The following is an 11,750-nucleotide window of genomic DNA, read 5'->3' as shown; positions in this document are numbered from 1 at the left end:
TAATGAGCGCATTCGCACCAGCGATTACCACGGTATCGCCTTCCATGATGCAGCCGGATATTGTCATGCAGTACAGCATGGCTTCCGGCGCATTTGAAATCCTCCCGGGCGGCGCACCTTCTGCTCGTATCGGTTCAAGCGATCTGGTTGTGTACCAGAAATATCTTCGTGCAACGACTCAGGCTCATGTCGGCCAGTCACTGCCGGGCCAGTTACCGTCTGCGAGCATCGTTCCGAGCTATGACCAGATGATGACTTACCGCATTTCGACCCGTTCTCAGTACAGCTATCTCGATACTGATGCGGCAAGCCGTTGGGGTTATTCACTTAACAGCGGTCTGCAACTTGCTAACCGTCAGGGTCACGCGCAGCAGCTTCGCAACATGCTCATTTATGGTGTGAAGGCATCCAACAACGAAGGGATCGCCAACTCACCAAATGCGACCACGGTAAACCTCGGCAGCGATAGCCAGGGCAACGATTCGTACACCACCTGGGACTCCGGTGAAATGGCGAAGTTTGTCCTCGGTCTGATTGCCGATCAGAAAACCCGCATGATGTTGCTGGGGCAGGCGCTGACCACCGTTGTTCTGTGCCCTCAGCGGTTCATGAAGGCGCTGGAATGGACTGGTGTTGTTGAACTGACCAGCTATCAACGCCCGGGTGGCGGTACTGAAACTGTCGGTACCATGATTAAAAATATTGCCAACGGTGCCAGCGGTGATGATGTGATCTTCTGTCAGGACGACACGCTGATTGGTAAAGGTGCCGGAGGTACCGATCTTATTATCGTGACCAACCCGGAACTGGTTGTGCCTGAGGCACGTCAGGAACTCAACACCAACATTTTCGCGACTCTGATGCCGAACCAGAAGGCTGTGAACGTGATGTTCTGCGACGTTGCTGCGCCGACTGAAATCCCGTCACCGATGCCGGATGGAGGCATTACCACGCTGTACACCATGCGCTCAACGCCTGGCTGGAACTTCCGTTCTGAAGGCGTGACGCTGCTTTCTGCGAAATACGCGTAATACCCTCGTTGTTTTAACTGGTGGATTTGGGGAGATAACACTCCCCATTTTTTTGAGGAAAATTCATGAAACTTTTTATCGCTAACTGCTCCCGTCAGGCTCATACGTTCAACTACAAACTGCCGGAAAAATCACAGTCCTTTGGTGTGACGATCCCCGCTGGCGGCCAGCACATGATCGATAACCAGTCTGACGTTATTCACCACATCATCAAACAGCATGAGCCGTATGGTTTCCAGCGCTGCGACAAAGTGGACAAAACATTTTCTGGCATCTGCTATTCCATTGATAAGCCGCTGACCGTTGGGCGTATCGAAGAGAATGCGGAGCAAAAAACCGAAAATCTCGACGATATGTCTCAGGCTATTCTTGAGGCTAACGCCGTGTCGATGAGTAATGCTGTTGATAAAGCTGTCATGCAGAGTGGCGAAACGCCTAAACCGGGTGAAGTTGTCGTTGAAATAACCGGTGAGGCCGTCAACGTTGAACAGGATAACCCACCGAAACTGAATAAAACGGTAAAGGTACAAAAATAATGACCATTCGCCCGACGTTTGAGGGATACCTCGCATTCGTTCGTGGCGTGATGGGCGTACCTGAAACAGCTATTTCCGATGATGATCCCACGCTGAAATGCTGTTACTGCTCGGCACTTGAGCTTATCCCGAAAAATCTGGGGCTGGAGTGCCTGCCCATTATCTACACGAACACCGTTTATAACGCTGGTGGCTCGCTTTTGCTGCGTTATGGCCCCGGTGATTTCTTCATTGAACAGCGAAAAAAGCTGGGTCTGAATACGCCAGTGTACGGGCTGGTTAATTCCGCTGCCGATCAGGGAACATCGGGTTCAATGGCTATCAGCGATGCGCTCAATAATCTGACACTGGCCGACCTGATGATGATGCAGGATCCGTATGGTCGTCAGGTTATTGCGGTACTGATGGAAATGGGTCCGCTTTGGGGGTACACGCCGTGAAAGTCTGTCTGGGTGTCATTGATATGCCGTATGACTACGGCGACACGTCGGCTACCACGTTTGAAGTCGCTGAAGAACTTCAGGACAGGTACCAACTCTTCACCCATTTTTTTGAAACGCACTCTGACGAGATTTGCGCCGAGGTGGGCGAAGCTGTTGCTTATTCGCTTATCAATCACATCCAGCATGGTGCGCCGTTAACTCAGGGAGAATTGCTCGGGGAAACTATGCAGCAGTTCAACATTTTTCTCGAACGCGAGGAAATGGCAGGGTTAGCTGTAGATGGTGTGCCGACACAGGCCGCGCTGGAAGGTAAAAACTCGCGCCTGAAGCAGGAGAAGGGGCCGCGTCGCCCGTCCTTCATTGATGGCGGTCTATTCAAATCATCTTTTGTTGCATGGATAGGTGACGATGCCGAGTCTTGACGAATTAGCCGAGCAGACCGGGAGCCAGTTATCAGGTGTATTGCAGTCAGCAGTCGAAACAATATCGTCAGGTCAGGAAATTAATTTCACTCTTTATGTGAAACAGGTTTTACCGCTTGATGGTTTTGTTTACTGGGTCAACGCTGCAATCGTAAACCCGGATGAATTGGCCCGGTTAGGGCTTACTGATAGCCCATTAACCTGCACGATAAAAGGGAGCCTGCACAGGCAGGTTGTTACTGAGCAGAACGATACAACGTCCCGCGACGTAAACAGTATTATTTTCACGCCAATTGAGAAAATAGACGATTTCAATATCCAGGATCCGAACTCTGTATATCTCGGTGAATACGATGGTACGCAGTTCGCATTTTCACGGATGGAGAGTCGTTATACCCAGGCTGGCATTTTTCATTACCGGGGAACGGCGATCCTGCCAACGATGCGGTCGCAGATAATAGATGACCCTGATGATATAAGTACTGACCTGGTGCTTTCTAACAGCATTCCTGTCTGGTTGTCGTTCAAGCAGTTTGCAACGGTATACCCCTCATTTCTCGTGCCATCAAATCTACGACCTCCATACATCGCTGTCGATGTATCGCGAACCGTAGCGCTTCAGGTTGCGCAGAAAACTTTAGACGGCCAACGCTATCAGTTTTCGCAGGACCAGGTGCGGGTAACGCTCTACGGATTCAACAACGAACAGGCGCTTAATTTTCTGGATTATGTCGTGGAAAAGGCGCTCTGGGATGAGCAATTCGGGATCACGAATATGCCAATTGTTCAGGATGCAAAGGCTAATCAGGTCGAAATTAACGCGCTGGCGAAGAAAAAAACCATCGACTTCGAAGTGAACTATTACCAGGGCACTACGCGGGACATTTCGCAGCAACTTATCAAAGAAGTCATTTTTAATTACGAGGTTAAATAATGGGATACAACATCGTCACCGTTAACGTCTCGCAGACGATTGGCGCTACGCCGTCAAATCTTCAGCAGATGTCGGCCATTTTATCCTTTGGCGCCACATTGCAGGAGCCAGGAAAACCGGTGCTGCTCACTCAGGATTCAGATATTACTGATCTTGTTAAAACCCCAATCGGTACTTTATCGGCAGAAAATTCTTCATATGGCTCTGATTTCACATTGACGCTTCCGCAGGGAGTAACTATCGACCGTGTGCCGGGCAGCGAAATTGAAATTACTATTTCTGGCTGCTCTCCATCAGTGTGGAATGGAACCTATACAGCAACGCTTACCCTGACAGGGATGCTGACCTGGACAGATAGCGGTTCAACACTTGATGGTTCACCCACCACGGTTGGGCAGTTTTCGTTGGCCAGTAGTGAGCTGCTGGTTACCGCGGTCGAAGCTTTCTTCGCTCAGGGTAGTTCTGTTGGTACTTATTTGCTGGAACTCGGTTATCAAAACGATGTTACGGGGGATGAGGTCGATGCGCTGAAGGCATATATGCAGGAACCTCTGAAGCGTTTCTATGCGTATCTGGTGCCGGAGACGTGGAAAGGTGATGCTGACTTTATCACGCTGGCGAAACTGTATACCGCGAATGACGCAAAGCAGTATTTCTTCGTTCTGGAAGACACCCCAGACGATACAAATTACGTCACGCCGTACAGCAGCATTAAGTCGATTGTCGCAATGGCAGACGACACTTATCCAACTACGAACGCAGCAGCGGCCGCAATGTGGAATTTTGTTTCTGCCTCGCCTTCTGAAATAAATAAAGTTCCTCCGATGGCCTTCCGCTATTTGCAGGCGGTCAACGCGAATCAGGCCAAAAACAGCATTCTCACTACGATGGTTGAGCAAAATATCAACTACGTCGATACCGGCGCGGAAGGAGGGATCTCCAACACCATTCTGGTTAAAGGGGTTACCAGCGACGGTAACGATATGACGTACTGGTATAGCGTGGACTGGGTGCAGATCAACGTCGATATGGCGCTGGCTAATGAAGTGATCAACGGCAGCAACAACCCGATAAACCCGCTTTATTACAACCAGGACGGCATTGACCGACTTCAGCAGCGTGCTCAGGGTGTTTTCAATACCGGCGTCGCATACGGTTTGGTGAACGGGCAAACACCGGTTAATGCGGTTCCATTTAAAACCTACGTCAAAAATAACCCGAACGATTACGGTATCGGTCGTTATGCAGGACTTTCTGCAACCTATACGCCAATGCGTGGTTTTACCGCAATTATTTTCAACATTAACGTGACCATGCAGCTTTCTTAAAAGGAGTTGAACCGTGCCAAATCCAATGATCCCCGTTGGCGTACTTAACCGTGTCCGCGCCAGCATTAAATTTACTGACCACTCGGAACTGAACGTTTCAGCGTCTTATCTGGCGAAAGAAGGCGTTGAACTTGTATTTCAGGGGAATATGACTGATTTCCTGCCGGCAATGACCGGGGCAGTACAGTCGCCGCAACCTTACATGATTATGCAGGCAAAGGTTCACCTGCTGCGTAGCCAGGCACTGGGGGCGCAGTACAAAACCCAATGGGAGGCCAATACAGCGATCGGTGATGCGAAAGTCTACTCAGACAGCAGCACATTCGGTGATTTTGAGGTGATGAATACAGCGATCACAAACGTCCAGGATATGTCTTTCGCCGGTGGCGAGCCGGGTGTGGCCATCACCATCACTGGCACTTATTACATCAACTCAGAAATGTGGGATATCTGATGAAAATTGCGCGAAATATGAATTTTGTATTGCCTGTTGAGACAGAAATGGGGGCGGGTTACGTTCATTCTGTACCGATCTCCAAAGAGGTCTATCGCCAGCATTTTTACATTCTTAGCAAAACCTTCGCAGCTATTTTTTCTGAAGGGCTTGGCGTGGTGGCTGGTCCTCGTGTTGCGTATCTTATGCTGGAGAAAATCTGTAAGGACCTGGGCGTATGGGATAACGCCGAGGGAGTTAAAAATACGCTGGTCACAGAGATTATTCGTCTTTCTAATCTGGTCTATCCCGTAGAGGGGAAAGGATGGGATACCGTGCCTCTTGATGTTGCTATCGAGCGGGATGTTATCGATCTTGATGAAGCGATCGGTGAGTTAGTTTTTTTTACATGCGTCTCGTCGATAAACAAGCCTCCACAGGCGAAAGCGGTGATGGAGCAGGTCGCTGGTGTGTGGGGCAGTGCAATTACGTCATTGAGTCTTACGGACTGGATTGCTTCGTTGCAGACATCGACGCCTGTCGCCAGTTCTGGCGTGACGGGGAGCACGTTATCAGCGACATCCTCGACCACTGCGCAGGAACAGGATTCCCTGAAATCTGGACAAATACCGGAATAGAACTGAAAACAGCGGCTCAGTTGCGTGAGCTGCTGAAATTCAAGCAGCCGAGAGGGCTTTTCTGATGGCGGGAAACCAGCTACCGGTTCTCACGCTGGATTTCAGTGATGAAAAAATCCAGCAGCTAAACGAGATCGCCGATAAATTTAAGAATGCGTTGGGTATCGGTCCTGGCGGATTGCCAGTCCCATCGGCACCACCACCAGCAAAACGGCCACCTGATAACGTGCCGGAAGCTGGTAAGAAACCAACCGGTGATACCAGCTTTGACAAGTTTTTAAAGAACCTCAACAAAGAGGCTCAGGGCACGCTCAAAACGTTCACCCTCATAAATAAAACCCTCGGTGCTACCACCAATACGCTGAAAGGACTCTTTACCACCACAATCTCCTGGGGCGCGAAACTTGCCGCTATCAGTGTGGCCGGGCCGTTTGGATACGGCTATATGGCTCATAGAGCTACTGAGCAGTACAAATCGTCTCAGGGGCTTGGTGTCAGTACCGGTCAGATGCAGGCCGCGCAAAACGTCTATGGTTCGCGATTTTCCGGCACCAGCACAATTATGCAGGCATTGGCAGCGGCGCAAAATGATCCGACCAACCCGCAATATGCAGGATTGATGAGCCTGGGGATAAATCCTCAGAATGGCGCTGCTGCGAACTTGCCGGTATTGATGGAGCGCGTAGCTGGTTTACTTAAGCAGTACAAGGGGACTGGTGTATCTCAGACCGTGCTCAATAGCCGCAGCCTTGGTGGCATCGTTGATGTTGCGACCGCCAACCAGTTACTGGCGAACAGTGACCGGCTACCTGAACTGAGTAAACAGTATCAGGCCCAGGCGAATCAGCTTGATCAGAATATGGGGGGAGGCACCCAGCAGAGTTATCAGGATCTATCAGCAAAATTTGCCTACAACGCTGACCGGATAGGGAATTCATTTCTTAAGGCACTGGCAAAACTCAGCGGCCCGATTGGACTTATTTCCGACAACCTTACCAGCAGCATTGATAAGTTTCTTAATGGGAAAAACGGCAAAGCGCTGTTCGATACACTGGCTAGTGGTTTGCAAAAGCTTGGAAATTGGCTCGGTAGTGATGATTTTCAGACTGACCTTGAGACGTTTGCTGATTGTGTGAAAACCATAATTTCGGCACTTGGACAAGCCATTAAGTGGATCGCGGGTAACGTTCCTGATGTGAATCTTAATGGGGCTGGTGTTGGGGCTGACGGAGCTAATCCTGCTTTTGTGGCGTTTGGTAATAAATATCTCGGTGGAAATCTTCCGGGTGCTAACCCGCTTACAAACCAATATACCGGTGAATATTTCAAGCAGGACGATGTTTATACGAAATACCAGATGCCTGATGCGATGAAGGCAAACGTACAGACATTCGTGGAGGCAGCAAATAAAACTGCGAATCTTCCAAATGGCTTGATGTCTGCCATCGCTCAGAAAGAATCTTCATGGAATCCGTTAGCACTTAACAAATCCAGTGGTGCCGCAGGTCTATTCCAGTTCATGCCTGGTACCGCAAAAGCCTATGGCCTAGAAGGGGATGATGTCTATGACCCGAACAAGTCAACGGTAGCTGCTGGCCGTTATCTGAATGATCTGAATAAGCGGTACAAAGGTGATGTTGCGAAGATGCTCACCAGCTATAACGGTGGGCGTATCGATAAGGACGGTAACCTTAGCCTAAAAAAAGAAACCGTCGATTACCTGTTAAAAATCCTACCTCAAGTACAGGGTGCTACGGATCAACACCCGGGCATTATGCGTCAACTGGAAGCAGCAAATACTGTTCTATCCAGCGGCGGGAAAAATGACCGTGCCACCATCACTCTTCAGGTTGACCAGAAGCCTGGCTCCGATATTTCAGCTCAGGTGAAAGGGATAACTTTGGCTCCGAGGATCTAAATGTCTCTGAACTATTTTGGTCAGGCGTTCAAACTGGCCTTTGAAATTTCTCCGATTCTACTTGTGGATGGCATCGCTGCTGATATTCCCGGTGGCGTTATACCGATAGCTGTACTGACTGAGGGATTAAGTGTAGCTGATGGGTTGTTGCATGGTGATATTGGTAAAACCCAAACAGGGGCTTTTACTCCTATGGCCGGTACGACGCTGGTACAGCAAGATATTGGAAACCTCAATTTCTATAATCTAGTGACTGCCGCGAACGCAGTAGTTAACAAACCTAACCGGGTGATTATGCAAATGATTCGCCCAGCTTTCACTACTGGTGGGGGGTATGCAACGAAAAGCATGACTTTCACCGCGCTAAAGCTGGCTCTTGATATGCATAACCAGAGCGGAGGTAGCTATACCGTTCTTACTCCAGCATTCATTTATACTGGCTGTCTGCTACGTGCACTGATCGATACATCGGGATTCTCTGAACAAAATAAGCAGGTTCAGCACACTTGGCAGTTTGAGTTTGAACAACCGCTACTGACTATCTCACAGTTGGACGCTGCTCTGGGCAACCTGATGGATAAATTTGAGTCGGGTATGCCTTCTCCGGGCGGTCTGTCATGGTCAGGAGTCAAACAAACGTTGGTACAGGAGTTCGGCTTATGATGACAATTCCTTTCAAGCCAAACGGTCAGTCACCGTTCACCTTTCAGGCAACGGTCGGCGGCATAAAGGTATTTGGAAAGGTGCCTTATAACCTCTATGCCAACCGCTACTACGTAAATCTGACAGACGGTCAGGGCCGGGGGATCTGTTATGTGCCAATGGTTGCATCGCCCGATGATTTTGACATCAATCTGGCGTTGCCTTGCTCACCCGGTGCGCTGGTCTTTCGGGCCAGCAGCCAACAGTTCGAGGCTACCTGATGCGTTACTACCGAGTAGAAATCACGGATAAAGACGGAAATACACCGCTGGATAGCGCCGGCAATCCAATTGGTCCGTTTGATACCTCCGATACGCCGGGGCGAGGGTTACAAATCGAATTCGACGCACTCATCACCGGCTATGACGTTGTGAACAGCGGCACGCTGATTGTAATTTCTGGTTTGCCAATCACGATGCTCAGTCAGAGCGTGCAGCTCAGTGGCTGCCAGGTTAATGTCTTTGCCGGCTTCTCTAAAGGTCTGCCACTGGCAAATCCAGATCAGCAGGGGATGATTATCAGTGGGCAGATCTACAATAAATATGCCAACTGGGTCGGTACACACCAGACGTTGAACATGATCGTCAACCCAAGCCCTTTACTGAACGACGCGGGGCAGGAAAGAAGCATTACGCTCGATGGTAAAAAAGGAGAAACACTTTCTGCTGTACTCCAGCGAGCGCTGACGACGGCATATCCTGAGTTCGCCATCGAGATCGCTATCAGCGACAAATTGACCTTGGCAGAGGATGGGGTTGGGGTATACAGCCGCCTCGGGCAACTGGCAACAGCCATCCGTAGCCAGTCTTTCTCCATCATCAACACCGACGATTACACAGGAGTGCAAATGCTGATGCAGAACAAGGTCATCCGCATTTTCGATAATACGACGGCGGCGGGAGATGGGATCGCGATACTGCCGCAGGAACTGGTGGGTCAGCCGACCTGGATTGGTCTGGTCAGCGTATCTTTCAAGTGCCCAATTCGGGGCGATCTGCGCTGCGGTGATGTCGTCAACCTACCACAGGACATTATTTCCGGGCCGAGCGCATTGCTTTCGGTGAACACCGAACGTTCCTTTTCCATGCTCAGAAATCAGGTGAATTTCACCGGGAAATTCATGATCACTTCCGTGCGACATGTCGGAGATTTTTTAAACCCTGACAGCAATAACGCATGGAACACCATCTATGAGGCCGTCGCGCTGGCGAAAAATTCAACATGAGTGACTCACAAAAATATCCCTTCGTAAAAGCATTGTCCTCAACGATTCAGGCACAAAACGAAGACCGAGAAGAGGTCAAAGGGCGGTCGCTGCCTTGCCATGTAGTTGGTGTGAAAGGGCAGATTGTCACGGTCCAGTTCGATATGTTCCCTGACGGCACACAGTACCCGCAGGTGACGATCCCAATCGCTACTTTTCCTTATATCCGCTATCCCATTCAGGTTGGTGACAGGGGCGTAACGGTCGCTGCCGATGTGTCTCTACGCGGGGTGTCGGGACTCGGTACCGGGATTGCGAGCAGGGCGTTTTCGATGTCGCTGGTACCACTGTTCTTCGTTCCACTCTCGAACGCCGGATGGTCGGAAGAGGATGCGAATAAAATTGTACTCTATGGGCCCGATGGCGCCATATTGAAAACTGAGGATGGCGCAAGCAGCATCACAATTGAACCCGGGAAAATCACAGAAAAAGCTGATGCCATTTATCTGAACGCGAAAAATATTTATCTGGGCGGGGGAGTCATTCATCTTAATGGCACTATTGTCCAGGATGCTGGCGAAATGTCTGATACTTCCGCCAAATTTATCGGCCCGATGGACGTCACGAATGATGTGGTGGCAGGCGGTATCAGTCTGATGAACCATCCTCATGATGTTAAAAATGTTCAGAGCGGTGGCAGTACAGTTCAGTCTGAAAAACCAAAAGAGGGGTAACCATGAGAACCTGGGGGCGCGTCACTGATGCAAGCGGCAACAAAATGTGGGTTGTTGTTGAGACGGACGAAAATGGTGATTCGTCGTACGTATGGCTGACGACGCTAATCCAGACGTTAAAACTCGGGCTTGGTGAGTCGCCTTTTTATGCGCAGTATGGCATACCGGCACAGCAGTCCATCGTTCAGCAGATTTACCCTGATTACTACGTTAACATGACGCAACAGCAATTCGCGGGGTATTTTTCCTCGCTGGCGATTACGAAAGTCGATGGAGCGGAAAACCCGACGTACAACATTGACGTGGTTTTCCGTAACGGCGTTAGTTATCAAAAGGAAATAGCGGTTTGAATCCTTAAACCCCTTTCCCTTGGAATTTTATCATGGTAATGAGGGTGCTTAATTCTCTTTCGCTATATGAATAATCACCATTGAGTTGACCCGGCAATATGTTCATATAGTAATATATGTTTTTACCTGTTAATTCGTCACTGAGGCCAACGACGCCAGAACTTTCAGTTACATTCATCCCTTTTTGTATTACCGGAATACAACGTGGGGCTTTTCCGTAGGACTCCCTAACTTTTCTCATCAAATCTTCGCAGTATTGAATTGATGGTGAATTAAAAGAATTGGCAAAGCTCTCATGCTCAGTAATTTCTCTTTCTTTATCTTCATTCATCGTCAAACTATCAATGCGAGGTGAGTTTTGCTTTGGGATTGAAACTTTAACATTGAACTTATAATAACTACCATCTTTCATGCTGAAAACGCCATTGCACTTCAATGGTGTTTGTACGGAGTATCCATTGCTGTTTTCTGCATTTATTTCAGCTATGGATTCAACTGTTGTATTCAGTGATGAGGTGTAGTTTTCATTGACGAATTTGATGAATGTTGCATCAAACAATTGAGGGTTTTTGCAGTATGCAAATTTTTGCCCTCCGCTATAAAACCCAGTGGGTAATAGAACATTTTCTTTTTTTGCGCATCCTGCTACTGAGAGCGCGAGTAGAAAAACTATCAAAATATTTCTCATAAATTATCCTTAGGGGAGAATATGTCCGATCTACCCATAATCATGACCGAGGCGGGAGCACAGCCCACGCCACCCAAAACCATTTTAGCTAGCTTAATCTCTCGTGTCAGCGCTAAATAACTGCTCGGAATAGTAGATCACTTAGAGGGAACTCAGTCCGGTTTATGCGATCTGATCAATCGCTGAATATCCCAAATCACCAGCCGGACTGAGCAATGTCGATCATAGCACCAATACCCAGAACCGAACGACGCCTGATGCAGAAAACTATCCATAAAACAAAGGACAAAAACCACGCCCGGCGGCTCACCGCCATGCTGATGCTGCATCGTGGTGACACCGTCAGTCATGTTGCCAGAACACTCTGCTGTGCCCGCTCATCGATTGGT

The 11,750-nt window shown here is 49.1% G+C and carries 15 protein-coding genes and 1 pseudogene; 15 read left to right on the top strand and 1 reads right to left on the bottom strand.

Features of this window, described 5'->3' with window-relative positions; all coding sequences use genetic code 11:
• The first annotated feature begins 2 nt into the window (after positions 1 to 2).
• The 14 genes from F7Q90_RS02155 to F7Q90_RS02090 all read left to right on the top strand — a co-directional run bounded on the left by F7Q90_RS02155 (position 3) and on the right by F7Q90_RS02090 (position 10,673).
• A complete protein-coding gene (locus F7Q90_RS02155; RefSeq protein WP_006119754.1) occupies positions 3 to 1,031 on the top strand; it encodes a major capsid family protein in 1,029 nt (342 codons plus the stop codon).
• A 65-nt stretch (positions 1,032 to 1,096) separates the two neighbouring features.
• Positions 1,097 to 1,567 carry a hypothetical protein gene (locus tag F7Q90_RS02150; protein WP_006119752.1) on the top strand — a complete coding sequence of 157 codons (471 nt, stop codon included), beginning with the start codon at positions 1,097 to 1,099 and terminating at the stop codon, positions 1,565 to 1,567.
• Positions 1,567 to 2,007 carry a hypothetical protein gene (locus tag F7Q90_RS02145; RefSeq protein WP_006119750.1) on the top strand — a complete coding sequence of 147 codons (441 nt, stop codon included), beginning with the start codon at positions 1,567 to 1,569 and terminating at the stop codon, positions 2,005 to 2,007. The genes F7Q90_RS02150 and F7Q90_RS02145 overlap by 1 nt, the downstream gene beginning before the upstream one ends.
• The gene (locus F7Q90_RS02140) at positions 2,004 to 2,432 is read left to right on the top strand and encodes a hypothetical protein (RefSeq protein ID WP_006119748.1); all 429 of its coding nucleotides are present in this window, start codon (positions 2,004 to 2,006) and stop codon (positions 2,430 to 2,432) included. The genes F7Q90_RS02145 and F7Q90_RS02140 overlap by 4 nt, the downstream gene beginning before the upstream one ends.
• On the top strand, positions 2,419 to 3,366 hold the full coding sequence (locus tag F7Q90_RS02135) for a hypothetical protein (RefSeq protein WP_006119747.1): 948 nt from the start codon (positions 2,419 to 2,421) through the stop codon (positions 3,364 to 3,366). The genes F7Q90_RS02140 and F7Q90_RS02135 overlap by 14 nt, the downstream gene beginning before the upstream one ends.
• The gene (locus F7Q90_RS02130; protein WP_006119743.1) at positions 3,366 to 4,694 is read left to right on the top strand and encodes a hypothetical protein; all 1,329 of its coding nucleotides are present in this window, start codon (positions 3,366 to 3,368) and stop codon (positions 4,692 to 4,694) included. The genes F7Q90_RS02135 and F7Q90_RS02130 overlap by 1 nt, the downstream gene beginning before the upstream one ends.
• A gap of 25 nt (positions 4,695 to 4,719) precedes the next feature.
• Positions 4,720 to 5,148 carry a hypothetical protein gene (locus F7Q90_RS02125; RefSeq protein ID WP_044242145.1) on the top strand — a complete coding sequence of 143 codons (429 nt, stop codon included), beginning with the start codon at positions 4,720 to 4,722 and terminating at the stop codon, positions 5,146 to 5,148.
• Entirely contained in the window at positions 5,148 to 5,765 is a 618-nt protein-coding gene (locus F7Q90_RS02120) for a hypothetical protein (RefSeq protein ID WP_006119739.1), read from the top strand. The genes F7Q90_RS02125 and F7Q90_RS02120 overlap by 1 nt, the downstream gene beginning before the upstream one ends.
• A gap of 64 nt (positions 5,766 to 5,829) precedes the next feature.
• Positions 5,830 to 7,683 (top strand): lytic transglycosylase domain-containing protein, encoded by a 1,854-nt coding sequence (locus F7Q90_RS02115; protein ID WP_006119737.1) that lies wholly within the window; start codon positions 5,830 to 5,832, stop codon positions 7,681 to 7,683.
• Positions 7,684 to 8,346 (top strand): hypothetical protein, encoded by a 663-nt coding sequence (locus F7Q90_RS02110; RefSeq protein ID WP_044242144.1) that lies wholly within the window; start codon positions 7,684 to 7,686, stop codon positions 8,344 to 8,346. It abuts the gene before it with no gap.
• A complete protein-coding gene (locus F7Q90_RS02105) occupies positions 8,343 to 8,606 on the top strand; it encodes a hypothetical protein (RefSeq protein WP_006119735.1) in 264 nt (87 codons plus the stop codon). Before F7Q90_RS02110 ends, F7Q90_RS02105 begins: the two co-directional genes overlap by 4 nt.
• Positions 8,606 to 9,610 (top strand): hypothetical protein, encoded by a 1,005-nt coding sequence (locus F7Q90_RS02100; protein ID WP_006119734.1) that lies wholly within the window; start codon positions 8,606 to 8,608, stop codon positions 9,608 to 9,610. The genes F7Q90_RS02105 and F7Q90_RS02100 overlap by 1 nt, the downstream gene beginning before the upstream one ends.
• Positions 9,607 to 10,323, top strand: coding sequence for a phage baseplate protein (locus F7Q90_RS02095; protein WP_044242143.1), 717 nt, complete (start codon positions 9,607 to 9,609; stop codon positions 10,321 to 10,323). The genes F7Q90_RS02100 and F7Q90_RS02095 overlap by 4 nt, the downstream gene beginning before the upstream one ends.
• A 2-nt stretch (positions 10,324 to 10,325) precedes the next feature.
• Entirely contained in the window at positions 10,326 to 10,673 is a 348-nt protein-coding gene (locus F7Q90_RS02090) for a hypothetical protein (RefSeq protein WP_006119732.1), read from the top strand.
• 4 nt (positions 10,674 to 10,677) lie between these two features.
• On the opposite strand, the gene F7Q90_RS02085 is transcribed toward F7Q90_RS02090, so the two are convergent.
• Positions 10,678 to 11,361, bottom strand: a complete 684-nt coding sequence (locus F7Q90_RS02085) for a hypothetical protein (protein ID WP_044242142.1) — start codon at positions 11,359 to 11,361, stop codon at positions 10,678 to 10,680.
• A 215-nt stretch (positions 11,362 to 11,576) separates the two neighbouring features.
• Here F7Q90_RS02085 and F7Q90_RS02080 point away from each other — a divergent pair.
• A pseudogene (locus tag F7Q90_RS02080) lies at positions 11,577 to 11,750 on the top strand (IS630 family transposase); the annotation flags it as partial.

This window comes from Pantoea stewartii subsp. stewartii (genome assembly GCF_008801695.1).
In the GTDB taxonomy this organism is placed as follows: Bacteria; Pseudomonadota; Gammaproteobacteria; order Enterobacterales; family Enterobacteriaceae; genus Pantoea; species Pantoea stewartii.
The sequence above is the reverse complement of the archived record's forward strand: the minus strand, read 5'-3'. Positions and strand labels throughout refer to the sequence as shown.